Origin of the sequence: Halobacillus hunanensis (assembly GCF_900166655.1) — a bacterium.
GTDB classification, from domain to species: domain Bacteria; phylum Bacillota; class Bacilli; order Bacillales; family Halobacillaceae; genus Halobacillus_A; species Halobacillus_A hunanensis.
This window is the reverse complement of sequence record NZ_FVZB01000006.1, coordinates 674,535-690,624: the sequence shown is the minus strand read 5'-3', so window position 1 is coordinate 690,624 and position 16,090 is coordinate 674,535. Positions and strand designations below refer to the sequence as shown.

Sequence of the window (16,090 nt, the reverse complement as noted above, 5' to 3'; positions counted from 1 at the left end):
ATTTACCAGATGGTTGCGGTATTCTTGTCTGTATTGACCTTTCATTTTGGATTTGGAAAGGCACCCCTTCGCTACCCATTATAAAGGATTTTTTTGTAAATAAGAATAGATATTTGAACATTCAGATATTAATTGTGCAACAATGGTGATGAGGTTGTTGCCTTGAGCGAATCCTATAAAGCAGAAATTCATTGCCACAACATAAAAGATTCTCCTATTCATGCAATAGGAGAATCTTTATAGCCTTATTTAATAGTGTTCCGTCATCCGTAATGCGGGACTTTATTTTTGTGTGCTTAGGGCTGGAGCTAGTACATTAATATGACTTTCTGATAGTTGTGCAGACAAGTTATCATCCAACGGATTATCAGTGACCAACGTATCGATGTCATCCGGTGTTGCAAAAACTGCACTTGAAGTCGTTCCTATTTTCGAACTATCCACGATGGCAACTAGTTTATTAGACCTTTGTACAAGTTGTTTCTTTAATTCAACTTCATACAAGTTAAAGTCTGTCAGCCCTTTATCCACTGAGAAACCATTCCCTGATGTAAACATCATATCAATATTTACGTGGTCTAAAATATCTAACCCCAATGTCCCCTCGATCGATGAGGAGCGGTTCGTTACAACTCCGCCGATCATAATGACTGTTAGATCCGGATTTTCTTTTAATTCTAATGCCGTTAGGACACCACTCGTTACAATTGTGAGTCGCATCGGTTGGGTTTTTAAGTAACGAGCCAATTCTAACGCAGTTGAACTTGCATCTAACAAAATACATTGCTTTTCTTCAATTAATTCAAAGGCCTTTTCAGCAATGACTGTTTTTTGTTCTTTGTTTTTCTTTTCACGAGCGGTAAAGCTCGTTTCATTATCTGACTCCTCTTTTAGTGTAGCTCCCCCGTGGGTTCTAGTCAGAAGACCATCCGCCTCCATCTTATTGAGATCTGCACGAAGAGTTGCTTCTGATACCCCTATATATGAGGACAGTTCCTTAACAGTAACTCGTTTTTTTTCATTTAAAAGCTGCATAATTTTATTTCTTCTTTCACTTACAAACATTTTCATTACATTTCATCCTCTTGGTCTATTATAGTTTTATATTATGTGATTTCTCATGATTTATCAACAGTTTCACCGACTTCCCTTTTCGATATACGGTTTCGGGACTCAATAAAAGTCAGTAAACGAAAATATTCGAAAAATAATTTGACAAAACAAAAAATAATGATAAACTTGACTCAATTAATGAAACCGATTACAAAAGGTTTGTTTGAGGATCGGTTGCATGATTTTCAATAACTATTTAGGAGAGGGAGAGATAAGATGAACGAGACAGTGACTGGTAAACAGGAAGTAGTTAAAAAGATTCCGGAAACCATGAAGGCAATTGTTGCATACGGTCCGAAAGATTATCGATATGAGGAAGTAGAAACTCCTAAATTAGAAAATGAAGAAGAAATTATTGTAAAAGTAGAAGCTTGCGGTATTTGTGCCGGTGATATTAAGGCGTATGATGGGGCCCCGAGTTTCTGGGGAGATGAACAACAGCCCTCTTATATTAAGGCCCCAATGATTCCTGGGCATGAATTCATCGCTAGAGTCGTTCAAAAAGGAGAAGACGTGAAAGATTTTGAAATTGGAGACCGGGTTATTTCTGAGCAGATCGTTCCATGCTGGGAATGCCGATTCTGCAATAGAGGTCAGTATTGGATGTGTGAAAAGCATGATTTATATGGGTTTCAAAATAACGTAAACGGCGGGATGGCTGAATATATGAAATTTACGAAAGAAGCCATTAACTATAAAGTTCCCGAGGACTTACCAATTGAGGAAGCGATTTTAATAGAGCCTTATGCTTGTAGTCTTCACGCTGTTCAAAGGGCTCAGGTTCAACTGGGGGATGTAGTCGTGTTGTCTGGGGCTGGAACTCTTGGACTCGGAATGGTTGGTGCCCTTAAAAAATCAGGAGCTGAAAAATTAGTTGTGCTGGACTTAAAAGAAGATCGCTTGGAATTAGCCAAGCAGTTTGGCGCGGACGTTGTTTTAAACCCGAGTGAAGTTGACGTCGTTCAAGAAATTAAAGATATGACCGAGGGCTACGGTTGCGATGTGTATATTGAAGCGACCGGCCATCCGAAATCAGTAGAACAAGGGCTTCATATGATCAGGAAGTTAGGTCGATTTGTAGAGTTTAGTGTGTTTGGAGAGCCTGTGACGGTTGACTGGAGTATTATCAGCGACAGAAAAGAACTTGATGTACTCGGTTCTCATTTAGGTCCTTATTGTTACCCGCTCGTAATAGATGGGATATCCAATGGAGACTTCCCTACAGACAATGTCGTCACCCATCAACTTGATTTAAAGGATTTCGAAGAAGGGTTTGAATTAATGAAGAAGGGTGAAAGGTCTCTGAAAATAATTTTACAGCCGTAACATTTGAATAAGTATAAGGGAGGGATTGGATGGAAAATGTAGCTGGGAAAGATACGTTTCTAGATAAAATTGGTCTCCCATCTCATTTAATCTGGGGATATCTTGGAGTTTTAATCTTTATGATGGGAGATGGTTTGGAACTTGCCTGGATTAGTCCTTACTTAGTCGATGAAGGTTTATCTGTACAGCAGGCTGCCTTTCTAACAACAGCCTATGGTGTAACGATTGCTATCGGCGCATGGTTCTCCGGAGTATTGGTGGAAGCGATAGGACCGAGAAGAACAATGCTTTTGGGAGTATTTATGTATGTGCTCGGACATAGTTTGTTTGTCGGGCTTGCCATACCAGCGTTCAATTATACATTAATGATTCCTACTTATGCGATTAGAGGGTTTGGTTATCCCTTATTTGCGTATGCATTTCTAGTTTGGATTACTTATCGAACTCCTCAACATCAACTTGGTAAGGCTGTAGGATGGTTCTGGTTTGTGTTTACTGGAGGATTAAGCGTATTAGGCGCTTATTATTCCAGCTGGTCGATTCAAATGTTTGGGCATATCCCGACACTTTGGAGCGCATTGATTTGGGTATTTATTGGTGCATTTCTGGCTATTGTGGTTAATCGTGATCAATTCGAACTGGAAAAGAAACCTGGTCAATCATCAGGGATGAAGGAATTGATGAATGGGATTACGATTGTGAAAAGGGAACCTAAAGTTGGAATGGCTGGTATTGTAAGGGTTGTTAACCAAGCAGCTCAGTATGCGTTTCCTCTGTTTCTGCCAATTTATTTAGCTAGCCAAGGTGTCAGTACAACTGTATGGTTAAATATATGGGGAACGATTTTCATTTCCAATATTGCTTTCAATTTAATATTTGGTTTCGTAGGGGATAAATTTGGCTGGAGGAATACGATAACTTGGTTTGGCGCAGTTGGTTGTGGAGTTTTTACGATCATGTTGTTTTATTTGCCGCAAGTATTTACAGGCAACGTGTTTGTGGTCGGATTAATCGGAATGCTATGGGGAGCGTGTTTAGCAGGATTCGTCCCTCTATCCGCTTTGACTCCTTCGCTCGTTGGTGATGGAGATAAAGGAGCGGCTATGTCTATTTTAAATCTTGGAGCCGGTTTATGTGTGTTCGTTGGTCCGGCGTTAGTAGCTTTATTCTATGGTTTAGTAGATACACAGGGGATGATGTGGATATTAGGAGGACTTTACTTCGGAGCAGCCATATTAACGAGGTTCTTAAAAGTACCTGCTGCTGAAGAAAAGGAATCGATCGAAGAGGGCAGTCATTCAGTTGTTTAGTAGGGAAGCCCTCCTGTTAAAGGTGGGCTTCATAAAAAACTCTACTTATTTTCTATAGGAATTTTATTAATTTTGAAGAAGTAATAGGAGTGAGTAACGGTGAAAAAACTTGTTAATAATCCAGTTAACGTTGTAGAGGAAATGGTCGAGGGATATGTTCGTGCTCATCCTGACTACATAAGGCAGCTGCCAAGTAACGATCGTGCATTAGTAACGGCCCGTGAAACAAAAGAAGGTAAAGTTGGAATCCTCATCGGAGGAGGATCAGGTCATGAGCCGGCATTTATGGGGTATGTTGGCGAAGGATTGGCAGACGGCGTAGCCGTAGGGAATATTTTCGCGTCCCCATCACCAGATCCTATTTTAGAAGTAACAAAAGCCATTGATAAAGGGGCTGGTGTAGTTTATTTATACGGTAATTATGCCGGAGACGTCATGAATTTTGGGATGGCGGCTGAGATGGCAGATTTAGAAGAAGATATTGAAGTAGGTATGGCTCTAGCAACAGACGATGTTGCTTCGGCACCAAAAGCGGAAAAGGATAAACGCCGCGGCATAGCTGGAGAGCTTTTTATTTATAAAGCCGCGGGAGCAGCTGCTGACTTTGGGTATAATTTAGAAGATGTAGTTCGAGTTGCTAATAAAGCTAATGATCATATACGTTCAATGGGAGTGGGAACTAGTCCTTGCTACCTTCCTCAGACAGGAGAACCTAGCTTTGAAATTGGTGAAGACGAGATGGAGATTGGGTTAGGCCATCACGGAGAACCTGGTCTTGAGAAAGGTCCATTAGAAACGGCGGATAGAATAGCTGACCGACTTGTTCATGATATTTTAGCAGATATTGAAATTGTGAAAGGCGATGAAGTTGCTGTGCTGGTCAATGGACTTGGTTCTACGCCTAAAATGGATTTATACATTGTTTATCGACGGGTCGAGCAAATTTTAAGTGAACGGGGAGTTAAGATTTACCGCTCTTATGTTGGAGATTATATTACTTCTTTAGAAATGGGAGGGTGCTCTGTGACTCTCATGAAGTTAGACGAAGAGTTGACCGACATGATTGATCATCCAGTAGATTGCCCTATGTTTGTTCAAAAATAAGGGAAAGGTAGTGTTCAGCATGGAACTTACATCTAAAGGTTTAAAAGATTTCTTTAGGGAAGTTGTAGAAATGATCGAAAAAGAGAAGGACTATCTTTGTGACCTGGATCGTAAATTAGGAGACGGAGACCATGGAGTAACCATGTCTATCGGATGGCAAGCTGTTGAGGAAAAATTAAACAATGAACTAATCGAGATAGAAGACTGTGGAAAGTTAAGTGTTGCCGTAGGGAAAACGTTTCTAAATGCGGTGGGGTCTTCTGTAGGTCCTCTATATGCCACAGGCTTTATGAGGGGAGCGAAAACTTCAAAAAATAAAGCGGTTTTGAATGATTGTGACTTAACAGAGTATTGGATTGCTTTCGCAAAAGGAGTAAAGGACAGAGGTCAAGCTGAGGTTGGTGATAAAACAATGGTTGATACACTTGAACCATTTGCCCGTAAGCTGGAAACTAGTTTCACTAACTCCCAGGATTTTGAATTGGCATTTTCCGAAGCTGTAAACGCTGCAGAAGAAGGAATGAACTCAACGAAAGACATTATCTCCAAGAAAGGCCGCTCCAGTCGTTTAGGGGAAAGGTCTATTGGTGCTCAAGATCCAGGGGCGACCTCTGCTTATTTCATTCTATCTACGTTTTTGCAATTTATTAAAAACAATTCTGCAAAAACAGTGTGACCTAAGGAGACGGCTTAAGCGTAGTGAAAAACAGAATAAATGATAGAATCAGGGCTGTATCGATAGTTTCTGATTCTTTTTTTACCTTTTTCCCCGTTTAATCGTAAGTGAAAGAGTAAAATGAAACTAAACGAAAATAACGACCGAAAATAATTGAAATAATTTATAAAATGAACTAAAATGAAAGTAAATAAAATAAAACGAAAGAGGGGAAGGGCCATGAAATTAGGCATTGGCAGTGATCACAATGGTTTCGAATTTAAAGAGGTCATTAAAAAGTTTGTAGAAGAAACAACAAACCATGAAGTAGTGGATTATGGATGCCATTCCTGCTCAGCAGTGGATTACCCTGATGTAGCATTTGAGGTATCCAAAGATATCCATGACGGTAAGTTAGATCGTGCAGTCTTAATATGCGGAACAGGTATTGGAGTGTCAATTGCAGCCAATAAATACCCTGGCATTCGTGCAGCGTTAGCACACGATACGTATGCTGCTGAAAGAGCTCAATTAAGTAATAATGCGCAAATTATTACGATGGGCGCGCAAATCATTGGTATAGAGGTCGGAAAAAAAGTAGTAGAAGCTTACCTGAAGTCTGAATGGGCGGACGGTTCGAAAAGAAAAGTAGAAAAAATTAATGAAAAAGAAAAGCAATTAAAAAAAGACCATGCTCCTCAACCTGTTTCTGGAAACCAATGCGGTTAGACATCCCTAGGAGGAAACATTTCATGAAATCACTTATGCTGGATTTTTTAAAAGTCACTGAATCGGCTGCTATGGCTGCGATTCCCTGGATAGGAAGTGGAGACAAAATAAAAGCTGATGGAGCAGCGACACATGCTATGCGAGAGAAATTAAATGAGATGTGTATGGACGGAAGAATTGTTATTGGAGAAGGAGAAATAGATGAAGCACCGATGTTATTTATTGGTGAGAAACTAGGGACGGGTGACTTCCCGGAAATCGATATTGCTGTAGACCCCATAGAGGGAACTACTCCAACAGTAAATGGTCAAAGTAATGCTATTACAGTTATTGCAGCTGCACCAAAAGGGGCACTTCTTCATGCACCTGATATGTATATGATGAAGCTAGCCGTAGGACCGGCAGCGAAAGGTCACATCGATATTGATGCTCCTTTATCCGAGAATATAAAAAAAGTGGCTGGCGCGAAAGGTAAAGAAATGAACGAATTACATGTACTTATCCAAGATAGACCCAGACATCAAAGATATGTTGATGAGATCAGACAAATGGGAGCCAAAGTACATTTGTTTAAAGATGGAGATGTTATTTACGAAACAGCTACTTGTTTAGACCACTTAGAAGTTGATCTGTTTTTAGGAATTGGCGGAGCACCTGAAGGAGTTCTAGGAGCCGTGGCGATCAAAGGATTGGGAGGGGAAATGCAAGGAAAGTTATTGCCAAGAAGTGATGCAGAATATGCGCGCTGTATAGAAATGGGACTTCATCATCCAGAAGCTAAGCTAACTCATCATCAACTTGTCAGTACAGATAAATGCATTTTCGCTGCTACAGGTATTACAGAAAATATGTTTTTAAAAGGCATCCAGTCTTACTCGGACTGTCATGTAACGCATTCTATTTTAATTGACGGGACAGAACGTCAGTTCAGGTTAATAGAAAGCAAACACAGGAAACATGAGCGTGAAGGAAGTCGGGTTTAAGGTTGGGAATGGTGTAAAGAAGCAAGAGAATTATTGAGATAATACTCCATCGTTCTTATAAACCATTTCATACCTCTATAAAATAAGCAGCTACTTCCCTAGAGAAGTACTGCTTATTTTTATTTAAATAGGATTTTCCACAATACCAGCTAATAGAAGTTCCCTGCTTTTTAAAAAAAGTGAGGGCAAAACCGGAAGATCGTTAATAGAATTATCTTTGTTATAAAGTTTTTAAGGAAGGGTTTATAGATTATGTGATGTCTTCCCCTCAGTCTCCCCTGAATGGGGGAGAAAGCCTTGACCACACCTTCTATCCATCTTTATTCTTCAGCTGGCTGCCTCATTTTTCTCATCAATTACTTCTTTCCTTCCTTGTTCCAATTTTCATAGGGATTCTGCCGCTTCTCTGATTTTATTTGCTATCAAGTTCCAAGCCTCCTCGGCTTCTTCTTTCGGGCCAAGATGGGTAAAAGCATGTAAACAGTCTTTGAATAGCTTTTCTTGAACCTTTACCCCTGCTTTCTTTAATTTCTCAGCATAAAATTCGGCTTCTGGTCTAAAAGCGTCATACTCGGCGGTTACAATAAGAGCAGGAGCTAGACGGTCACTTACATCAGCACGTACAGGGGAAGCAAGAGGATGTTCTGCCTGTTCTTTTTCAGGTACATAGCACGTGTTTAAAAAACTTGCGACCTGAGGGTATCTAGAACGCCACTGATCTGGTTCTGGTTTATCTGCATGCGAGGTTACAAAGTCCAGCATAGGGCAAGATAATACTTGGAGGAGTGGCTGGTTTCCCCCTTTCTCTTCTAGGTAAAGACAGAGAGCTGCTGCGATATTTGCACCGGAACTTTGACCGCCTACCATGACTTTTTCCGGATTGATATTCAAACCATCCGCTTTTCTCTTCATCCATTGGATAATTTCATAGCACTGTTCAATTGGTTTAGGAAAAGGGTACTCCGGCGCTTTCGCATAATCGACATTTAGAATGACACACCCAGTCTGGTTGGCCAGAAATCGGCAATAAGGATCATCCATCTCCTTTTCATTCATTATGAATGCTCCGCCATGGAAGTTGATGTAGACAGGGAGCTTCTTCTTTTCGGCTCCTAAAGGATAGTAAAAAGATATATGGGTAAGCTGAACGGATGTTTCAACTATAACTTCTGTTTTCATTTTTACTTGTTGTAAGGGGATCATAGGGTTCTTTTTTGCTTGATTAGGAACAAGTCGCAGTAATTTTGCAATAGGAGTAGTGAACATAGGTGACCTCACTTTTTTTAACCATTGTACCCTCAGGAAGCGGTGGATAATCTACTTTTAAGTATATAGAAACTGGTCTTAATTTGAAAAATGGATAACAGCAGCAAAATACGAGAGGAATTGAAAGATAAATGAATTTCTTTAGGCCACGGTATTAAGGGTTTTATCTCAAAGAGCACTATTTGTCAAACTCTACTGTTATTTAGGCGCAACAAAACCACGGCTTGTATGGATTAAGGTATTCTGTAGATTCTTGTACCCGGACCATACATACCATTATTCAAAAAGGGCCAGCTATTCTCGCCCATACCAAGTACAGCCTTGTCCCTCTCCACGTTTAGGTAGAATAAATGATGGTTATATAGTAATGAATAAATTGAAAGTTATACGAGGAGAGGTAAAGGGAGATGAGCCAATCAATCAAAACACTTGGATTAATTACAGCCCCGGGGTATCCGAATTCATTAGTAAAAAGTTTGAAAAATGAACTCCCCGATTTACTTAAATACTATGTAAATGAAAAATACGAGTGGAATCTGGAGTATATAGAGGACGCTCTTACTGGAGGAACGGGAAATTCATCGGAAGTAATAGGAGCCACCCTAGATAAAAAGAACAATAAGGAATGGGACTTTGCGATCAGCCTAACCGATTTACCGTTATTCAAAGGAAAGAAACCGATTGTCGCTGAAGCGTTTGAAGAGGAGAATGTCGCCTTAATCAGTCTTCCGGGTCTTGGATCTGCTGCCATGTACAAGCGAATACGAGAATCGATCTTACAATTAGTGAATGAGATGTACTATGGAGTTTCAGATGAGGATCGAGAGCAGGCAGAAGAGCGGATCCAGTCTAAAGACGATGACGCACACGAAGAGTTGAAAAATAAAGAATCCACGAGGTTAGTCGGAAAACGCGCATTTGAAATGTTGTCTCCTATTCAACGGGAAACCCCGGAAGAAAATGAATCGAAGATCGATGTGCGATTCACTATAAAGTCACGTATAAGCGGTGCTTTACGAGTCTTGTCGGGAATGGTGCGTGCCAACCGCCCGTGGTCTATGTTTCCAGCTTTTATGAAGGTCATCATTTTTGCCTTTACGACTGGTTCATACGCTCTTGTTTTTCCGACATTATGGAAGCTCAGTAATAATTACAGCACATGGCGCATGTTCATACTTTCGATCATTTGCATATTGGCCATGGTCATTTGGATCATTCTGGCACACCAGTTATGGGAAAAAAAGAGCGATGGAGGAAACGATTATATAAGAAAATTATATAATGCTGCTACTTTTTTCACGCTATTATTCACGGTAATCATGTATTACTTTATATTATTCATTCTGTTTTCTGCTGCCGTCATCATACTGATTCCAATGGGGATGCTGGAGTCTCAGTTATCCGGAAGTATAGGATACATCAACTATTTCTACATTGCTTGGACTGCAACAAGTGTCTCCACCATCATTGGTGCACTGGGGTCTGCTCTTGAAAATGAAGAGGTTGTTCTAGCTTCCACTTATGGCTACCGTCAGCGCCAGCGTTATGAAAAGATTAAGAAATCTGAAGAAGAGAAGAAGGAGGCCAAGGAAGAGAAACAAGAGGCAGCTGAAGAGAAGCTGGAAGCAGAACAAGAGAAACGGAAAGCTGAAGAAAAGCAAACATAAGGTTGTGTTCAACTCTTTTTATAAAAAAATAAGTTTTATTCATGTCAAAATTATTAGGTTAGATGCTGGTAATTAATTTAGGATTTAATCTTTATTTTGCATGAAAAAGCAGGGGATCCTACATGTGAGTCCTGATTAACATGTAGGATCCCTTATTCTATCAACAAAAGTGCATAGTTCGTAACAATCTTTAAATCAAAATACGTTCTTTTTTATAAGCTAAGCCTCATGTGTCCGTTTTATCATAAAAATACGCTGCATGGGGACACTTTTTAAAGAGGAGGTGGTTTCAATGGATATTGTGCTTATTTTTCTGTTATTGGCAACAGTGGCTCCTTTCATGTTTATGAACCTGAAGAGAATGACACTTGCTGTTGCTCAAACCATTCTGCTTGTGGGCATGTGGGTTTACTATTTTCAGGCGTTATTCGTTGAGGCACCTGCAGTACTCTCGATCCCATGGTTAACGTTCTACCTGGGGCTTATCCTTTCAGAAGTGGCCTGGGTTATGATGATCATTCATATAGTCCACTCAACTGCAGAATATCATAAAAATTATCAATGAATACAGAAGCCTCTTCTTTTTAACTTTGAGAGAGGAGGCTTTCTATCATCCCTATAATGAAAAAACTGAAAAAGGTTAGGTGGAATTATGGATATACACGAAACGTTTAACGCTGGAGAAATTGTTTATGTGATTATTCGAAATCCTCATGCCCAAGACGTGGCGAATGTACAAGAGGCAGCAGTTGTTCAGAACCCAGAAAACCCTGGGGAGCTATCCTTATTTGTATACGAAACATATTATCCTTTAACAGATGAAGTGGCCGTTTATAAGACGGAAGATCATGCTGAGCAAGCCTATAGGGAAGCTTTTGGAGCTAATGGGGAGGGCTTTTATGGTTAAGCCTTTTGTACCTCAGCTTGTTTACGTAGAGCCTCGAGCACTAGAGTATGCAAAGGGCAGGGAACTTATCAAGAAGTTTGAAGATATGGGCATCGAAATTAGACGTACTACTTCCCACAATCAGATTAGGAATTTACCTGGGGAGAACGATTTTCAAAAATATCGTGTTGCCAAGTCTACCCTCGTCGTCGGTGTCCGCAAAACGTTAAAATTTGATACCTCGAAGCCTTCTGCAGAATATGCGATCCCTTTTGCAACAGGGTGTATGGGCCACTGTCATTATTGTTATTTACAAACGACGATGGGGAGCAAGCCGTATATACGAACATATGTAAATACGGATGAGATTTTTGCTGCAGCAGAGGAATATATGAAAGAACGGGCGCCGGAGCCCACGCGTTTTGAAGCTTCATGTACATCAGATATTGTAGGAGTAGATCATCTAACCCATACATTGAAAGATGCGATCGAGTATTTCGGAAAGTCTGAATATGGAAAGCTTCGTTTCGTGACCAAATTCGAACATGTCGACCATTTACTTGATGCGAAGCACAATGGTCGAACACGGTTTCGTTTTAGTATTAATGATGATTATGTTATCAAGTATTTTGAACCTGGAACGTCAAAGCTCAAGGACAGAATAAAAGCTGCTGTAAAGATAGCTGAAGCAGGTTATCCTTTGGGATTTATCGTTGCGCCCATTTATCTGCATGAAGGGTGGAAGGATGGATATGAGGAAATGTTTAAACATTTAAAAAAGGCACTCCCTTCTCACGCCGTAAGGGATTTAACTTTTGAGCTCATTCAGCATCGATTTACTAAACCAGCTAAGCGTGTAATTGAAAAAAACTATCCTATGAGTAAGCTCGAACTTGAGGAGTCTAAAAGAAAGTGGAAGTGGGGCCGATATGGGATTGGAAAATACGTGTATCAGAACGAGGAGCAGGAAGATATGAAAGATACACTCGGTGGATATATTGATAAGTATTTTCCTTATGCAAGGTTAGAGTATTTCACGTAAAGACTCCTGGGTGTCTTCAAATGCGCGAGCATCTCTAAAGGTCAGAATAAATGCTTTTTTCCATTATATCTCAGTCTGTACTATAATTGAATTGAATGTGCGTTACAAGAAGTCAACCTGATCAGCAATCCAACATCGCGTATCGCAAACGATGTTGGATTGTTTTTGTTAAAGGTTTACTGTTTTTGTCGTATTTCGATTCAGGTTTATCCCTTTTTCTTTAAGGTTTGAAAGGCATTCGTCCAGGTAGGTTTGGTCATGCTCCGGATAAATAGTAACTTCGGAAACAGGTGCAGATGAATTAACATCATCAAGTTGGTCATTGCTATAGGGGGTACATTGCTTGCCACGGTAAAACATGTCATACCAAAGGGGGTCACAGTTGTACCCTCTGTTACTCATTTCTTCCATGACTTTCATATGATACAAATACAGGTAATAGGGACTGTATTTGAAAACGTAATTCACCGTTGAATGTTCTTTGCCCCATCCTTTTCCTCTGAGCGCACAACATTCGCGGTGTTGCCCGAGAAGCTGTTGTCTAGGTAAGTAGGGGATGAGATTCTCATGCCATAATCGCATACGTTACCCTCCTTTTAATGATTTATAAACTTTTCCTTGAAAGTAAGCCGTGCCAAGCAATGAGCTTATTAGAATTAGTTCAAAGAAGTTTGTAATAGCACCACTATTTACTGGCAGCTGGATAGCACTTCCTACGATCATTAAAAGGGAACCAACGAAAAACCATATCCATTTTTGACGGCGCCAAATGATCAAGGAAGAGGCTAGCAGCACCACTGAAACAACCAGTACCATGATGGGCGGACCACTTGAAGGTTCGGTACTACTGTAACTTAAAACTCCGTATTCCAACCTTGCTTCTATGTTGAGGCCAATTACTACAGTAAATAACTCCACTAATATAAGCACAGCTGTTAAAAGAAAAGCAGAGATCCTTACCCAGTTTTTACTCGCCCACTGAACATTTGCCTGTTCAAGCGTTTTCCAAGCATACAGGACTAGGAGTGGTGTGAAAAAGGCATGTATCCAAAACCTAGCGAGGTTTAGACCTTCTAAGAGAGGACCTTCTCCTATAAAGCGGCCGGCTGAAATAATCCCGTTGTCATAGATAAGACCGACGATAACAGGCAGTAATAGCAATGTACTGAGAACTTTATAATTTCTAACAACTCTTATTGCTAGCACTGAAAGGGTCGTATAAGCAATTGTAAGAAAGGTGAAAAGAAAAGTGTCCATATTGCTTCCCTCCTAACCGAATACCACGTCCTTTTAGACATTTATTTTGCGATCCTTCCATTTTACAGAATGTAGGATGTTTACTCGGAATAAGGAATATAAAAAAATTCCTGTGAAAAATAAAAACAAAACCGGGTGGAAAGGGAAAATAAACCATTTGAAATCACCGCACCTACGAGCAAACCATGCAGTTTGAAAAGTATAAAGAATATACAATATAGCACTGAAAATTATGGCGGCAGGATTCAGGGCAGTAATGGAAGAGAACAGTGCTCCTGTAATGATAAAACTGCCGGAAATCCAAATGATGGTCATCAACATAACGACTGGATTTGTAGACTTTGAACCTACAGCAAAGCTTTTACACCAGCCCTCGATAAGGCTTTTTAATCCTTCCGGGTACATGCGGAAAGATATGACTCCTTTACCGCCTAAGCAATAAACCGGAAGATTTTTGTCCAGAAACGCCTGTCCCAATGCCAGGTCATCCATAATTGCTCCTTGGATCTTTTTATGGCCACCCGACAAAAAGTAATCGTCTCTGTTACATAAAATGCACGGGCCGAATGAGCCAGCGGTTTTAAAACGGTATCTCCAAAATGTAAATATATTCATTCCCACAACAACAATAATATTAAAGATTGCGGAGAAATTTTCATACAGGCGGTGAACTGTATGAAATGGCTGTAATGATACAATGCCCTTGGCTCCTTTTTGCTGGTAGTAAAGCAGTAAATGTTTCATGCTGTCCGCATTGGTGAAATAAGTGTCTGCATCTAAAAACAAGAGCCATTTCCCTTTTGCGTATTTAGCCCCATACCAGCATGCCAATGACTTTCCGGCTCCCGATTCCAAATCATTTGTTTTATTCTGTATAACCTTTGTACCATAAGCTTTCGCGACAGCGGCTGTATTGTCAGAGGAATTGTCATCCACAACCAAAACCTCAAATGATTGGAATTTTTGTTCCTGCAATGATTGCAATAATGGTGCGATCCGGCTGCTTTCGTTTCTGGCAGGAATAATGATGGATAGAAACGGAAGACTGGTATGATCACTGGAGGAGAAACCTGGAACTGGCAAAGACCAGAACATCAGAATGGCAATCAAAACGGCAAGCAAACCGATAACAAGATTAACTACCTCTACAGCTGTCATTTAATATACCTCCTTCATCATAGCCGCGATACGCTGAATAATAATTTCCCTTCCTTGTTGGCATTCCTTTAGCCAAATAAAATACCTTGGTCGTCTTTTATAAGTTCCTGTGTGGTGATCTTGGCGGACAATAGCACAATGGGAACACCAGCACCCGGATGTGTGCTGCTCCCGGTGAAATACAGGTTGTCACAATGCGTCGCCTTACTTTGCGGGCGCATGTGGTTACTTTGAGAAAGAGTTGGCTGTAAACCAAAAGTGGCACCATTATAAGCATTGAATTTTGATTCAAAGTCCAGTGGTGTTATACAAGTTTCAGTTACAATCTCATGATCAATATTTTCAAAACCTTTTAATTTCTTAAGTTCATTTAAAATGTAGCTGCGGTAATATTGAATCGTTTCCTCGTTCCATTCATAATTCGCAGAAGCTACATTGGAGACAGGCATAAGGATATACAACCCGTCTTTTCCCTCGGGTGCGAGGGAGGGATCCATTTTCGATGCTATATACACATAAAAAGAGGCATTCGTCAGTTTCTTTCCATCAAAAATATCTTGCAAATTTTGATCCAGCTTTTCATTGAAGATAAAATTGTGAACATGCTCAACTTCTTCATATTTCCTATCCATGCCCAGATATAATAGAAAACAAGAACAGGAGTATTTCATGCGGTCAATCTTTCGGTCGGTATATTTCCCTTTGGCCGACGGGTCCTTGACGAGATTTTTCATGGCATATGGGAAATCTGCATTGCAGACTACTAAATCTGCAGGAGCTTTCTGATCATCTACCATAATGCCGGTCGCTTTATGATTTTCAACACATATTTCCTGAACATTCTTGTTATAGTAAACCGTTCCCCCAAGTTCTTTAAAAAGTCTTTCCATAGCCAGTGCCATTGTGTACATACCGCCTTTAATAAACCATACCCCATATAAAAATTGAATCATGGGAATCATCGTATAAAAAGATGGGCTTTTTATCGGAGAGATTCCTATGTACAACGTTTGAAAACTAATTAACTGCTTCAGCCGCTCGTTCTTTATATATTTACCGATAAATTGATCCGCAGTGTCGAATGTTTTCAGCTTCATGGCCTTCTTCAACATGGGCAGGTTGTAAAAGTCAGTTTGTTTTCGAAACGGTCTTTGGAGGATATCATGCTTTGCAACGATAAAGCGTTTGTAAATTTCATGAAGATATTTAAAAAATCCCTCGGTATCTTCTTCACTGATGGATTCAATCGTCTTCGTTAATTCGGTAAGGTCTGAAGAGATATCAAAAGGGTTGTCGGGCATATCACTGAAGTAAGCCCGGTAGATCGGGTCCAATTTTTCCATGGGAATATAATCGTCAGGATTGCGGCCGCACAGTTCAAATATTTCCCGATACAATTCTGGCATCATGACGATACTTGGTCCCAAATCAAATTTGTAGCCATCTATTTCAATTTGATTCATTTTTCCTCCAGGCTTTGACTCTTTTTCATATAGTTCTACCTGGTAGCCGGCATGCTGCAGTCTAATTGCACTGGCAAGACCTGCAACACCCGCACCAACAACTATGACCTTCTTTCTCATCTAACTTCCCT

16 protein-coding genes are annotated in these 16,090 nt (G+C 40.2%); 10 read left to right on the top strand and 6 right to left on the bottom strand.

The features are described from left to right. Positions 1-282: 282 nt before the first annotated feature. Positions 283-1,071: a DeoR/GlpR family DNA-binding transcription regulator gene (locus tag B5354_RS09030; protein WP_079527995.1), complete on the bottom strand. Its 789-nt coding sequence runs from the start codon at positions 1,069-1,071 to the stop codon at positions 283-285. Between the two features lie 258 nt (positions 1,072-1,329). Between B5354_RS09030 and B5354_RS09025 the strand changes: the two genes are divergently transcribed. From B5354_RS09025 to glpX, 6 genes are all read left to right on the top strand, one after another. Further along, positions 1,330-2,439 (top strand): MDR/zinc-dependent alcohol dehydrogenase-like family protein, encoded by a 1,110-nt coding sequence (locus B5354_RS09025; RefSeq protein ID WP_079527993.1) that lies wholly within the window; start codon positions 1,330-1,332, stop codon positions 2,437-2,439. Positions 2,440-2,468: 29 nt separating this feature from the next. Then, positions 2,469-3,749, top strand: coding sequence for an MFS transporter (locus B5354_RS09020; protein WP_079527991.1), 1,281 nt, complete (start codon positions 2,469-2,471; stop codon positions 3,747-3,749). Between the two features lie 99 nt (positions 3,750-3,848). Beyond that, positions 3,849-4,853 carry a dihydroxyacetone kinase subunit DhaK gene (locus B5354_RS09015; RefSeq protein ID WP_079527989.1) on the top strand — a complete coding sequence of 335 codons (1,005 nt, stop codon included), beginning with the start codon at positions 3,849-3,851 and terminating at the stop codon, positions 4,851-4,853. Positions 4,854-4,872: 19 nt separating this feature from the next. Further along, the gene (gene dhaL, locus B5354_RS09010; RefSeq protein WP_079527987.1) at positions 4,873-5,529 is read left to right on the top strand and encodes a dihydroxyacetone kinase subunit DhaL; all 657 of its coding nucleotides are present in this window, start codon (positions 4,873-4,875) and stop codon (positions 5,527-5,529) included. A 219-nt stretch (positions 5,530-5,748) separates the two neighbouring features. Beyond that, positions 5,749-6,237 carry a ribose 5-phosphate isomerase B gene (gene rpiB, locus B5354_RS09005; RefSeq protein ID WP_079527986.1) on the top strand — a complete coding sequence of 163 codons (489 nt, stop codon included), beginning with the start codon at positions 5,749-5,751 and terminating at the stop codon, positions 6,235-6,237. 23 nt (positions 6,238-6,260) lie between these two features. After that, entirely contained in the window at positions 6,261-7,220 is a 960-nt protein-coding gene (gene glpX / locus B5354_RS09000; RefSeq protein WP_079527984.1) for a class II fructose-bisphosphatase, read from the top strand. Positions 7,221-7,604: 384 nt separating this feature from the next. Here the strand turns inward: glpX and B5354_RS08995 are convergent, their stop codons facing one another. Further along, a complete protein-coding gene (locus B5354_RS08995; RefSeq protein WP_079527982.1) occupies positions 7,605-8,486 on the bottom strand; it encodes an alpha/beta hydrolase in 882 nt (293 codons plus the stop codon). Between the two features lie 407 nt (positions 8,487-8,893). Here B5354_RS08995 and B5354_RS08990 point away from each other — a divergent pair, with 407 nt between their 5' ends. The 4 genes from B5354_RS08990 (at position 8,894) to splB (ending at position 12,081) form a co-directional block, all read left to right on the top strand. Continuing rightward, positions 8,894-10,153 (top strand): MFS transporter, encoded by a 1,260-nt coding sequence (locus B5354_RS08990; protein WP_079527980.1) that lies wholly within the window; start codon positions 8,894-8,896, stop codon positions 10,151-10,153. A 292-nt stretch (positions 10,154-10,445) separates the two neighbouring features. Next, positions 10,446-10,718 (top strand): hypothetical protein, encoded by a 273-nt coding sequence (locus tag B5354_RS08985; RefSeq protein ID WP_079527979.1) that lies wholly within the window; start codon positions 10,446-10,448, stop codon positions 10,716-10,718. Between the two features lie 87 nt (positions 10,719-10,805). Beyond that, positions 10,806-11,060 carry a transcriptional regulator SplA domain-containing protein gene (locus tag B5354_RS08980; protein WP_079527977.1) on the top strand — a complete coding sequence of 85 codons (255 nt, stop codon included), beginning with the start codon at positions 10,806-10,808 and terminating at the stop codon, positions 11,058-11,060. Further along, the gene (gene splB, locus B5354_RS08975; RefSeq protein WP_079527975.1) at positions 11,053-12,081 is read left to right on the top strand and encodes a spore photoproduct lyase; all 1,029 of its coding nucleotides are present in this window, start codon (positions 11,053-11,055) and stop codon (positions 12,079-12,081) included. Before B5354_RS08980 ends, splB begins: the two co-directional genes overlap by 8 nt. Before the next feature lie 168 nt (positions 12,082-12,249). Here the strand turns inward: splB and B5354_RS08970 are convergent, their stop codons facing one another. The 4 genes from B5354_RS08970 to B5354_RS08955 all read right to left on the bottom strand — a co-directional run bounded on the left by B5354_RS08970 (position 12,250) and on the right by B5354_RS08955 (position 16,079). Continuing rightward, entirely contained in the window at positions 12,250-12,663 is a 414-nt protein-coding gene (locus B5354_RS08970; protein ID WP_079527973.1) for a TIGR02328 family protein, read from the bottom strand. A gap of 3 nt (positions 12,664-12,666) precedes the next feature. Beyond that, positions 12,667-13,338, bottom strand: a complete 672-nt coding sequence (locus tag B5354_RS08965; protein ID WP_079527971.1) for a hypothetical protein — start codon at positions 13,336-13,338, stop codon at positions 12,667-12,669. A gap of 33 nt (positions 13,339-13,371) precedes the next feature. Further along, positions 13,372-14,496, bottom strand: coding sequence for a glycosyltransferase family 2 protein (locus tag B5354_RS08960; RefSeq protein WP_079527969.1), 1,125 nt, complete (start codon positions 14,494-14,496; stop codon positions 13,372-13,374). 68 nt (positions 14,497-14,564) lie between these two features. Beyond that, a complete protein-coding gene (locus tag B5354_RS08955) occupies positions 14,565-16,079 on the bottom strand; it encodes a phytoene desaturase family protein (protein WP_079527967.1) in 1,515 nt (504 codons plus the stop codon). Between the last annotated feature and the right edge of the window lie 11 nt (positions 16,080-16,090).

What these genes read in the sequence shown, in the direction of transcription:
- B5354_RS09020 (WP_079527991.1), top strand. Translation starts at nt 2,469, where the DNA reads ATGGAAAATGTAGCTGGGAAAGATACGTTTCTAGATAAAATTGGTCTC.
- splB (WP_079527975.1), top strand. Translation starts at nt 11,053, where the DNA reads ATGGTTAAGCCTTTTGTACCTCAGCTTGTTTACGTAGAGCCTCGAGCA.
- B5354_RS08955 (WP_079527967.1), bottom strand. Translation starts at nt 16,079, where the DNA reads ATGAGAAAGAAGGTCATAGTTGTTGGTGCGGGTGTTGCAGGTCTTGCC.
- rpiB (WP_079527986.1), top strand. Translation starts at nt 5,749, where the DNA reads ATGAAATTAGGCATTGGCAGTGATCACAATGGTTTCGAATTTAAAGAG.
- B5354_RS08990 (WP_079527980.1), top strand. Translation starts at nt 8,894, where the DNA reads ATGAGCCAATCAATCAAAACACTTGGATTAATTACAGCCCCGGGGTAT.
- B5354_RS08985 (WP_079527979.1), top strand. Translation starts at nt 10,446, where the DNA reads ATGGATATTGTGCTTATTTTTCTGTTATTGGCAACAGTGGCTCCTTTC.
- B5354_RS09030 (WP_079527995.1), bottom strand. Translation starts at nt 1,071, where the DNA reads ATGAAAATGTTTGTAAGTGAAAGAAGAAATAAAATTATGCAGCTTTTA.
- B5354_RS08980 (WP_079527977.1), top strand. Translation starts at nt 10,806, where the DNA reads ATGGATATACACGAAACGTTTAACGCTGGAGAAATTGTTTATGTGATT.
- B5354_RS08970 (WP_079527973.1), bottom strand. Translation starts at nt 12,663, where the DNA reads ATGCGATTATGGCATGAGAATCTCATCCCCTACTTACCTAGACAACAG.
- dhaL (WP_079527987.1), top strand. Translation starts at nt 4,873, where the DNA reads ATGGAACTTACATCTAAAGGTTTAAAAGATTTCTTTAGGGAAGTTGTA.
- B5354_RS08960 (WP_079527969.1), bottom strand. Translation starts at nt 14,496, where the DNA reads ATGACAGCTGTAGAGGTAGTTAATCTTGTTATCGGTTTGCTTGCCGTT.
- B5354_RS08995 (WP_079527982.1), bottom strand. Translation starts at nt 8,486, where the DNA reads ATGTTCACTACTCCTATTGCAAAATTACTGCGACTTGTTCCTAATCAA.
- B5354_RS08965 (WP_079527971.1), bottom strand. Translation starts at nt 13,338, where the DNA reads ATGGACACTTTTCTTTTCACCTTTCTTACAATTGCTTATACGACCCTT.
- B5354_RS09025 (WP_079527993.1), top strand. Translation starts at nt 1,330, where the DNA reads ATGAACGAGACAGTGACTGGTAAACAGGAAGTAGTTAAAAAGATTCCG.
- glpX (WP_079527984.1), top strand. Translation starts at nt 6,261, where the DNA reads ATGAAATCACTTATGCTGGATTTTTTAAAAGTCACTGAATCGGCTGCT.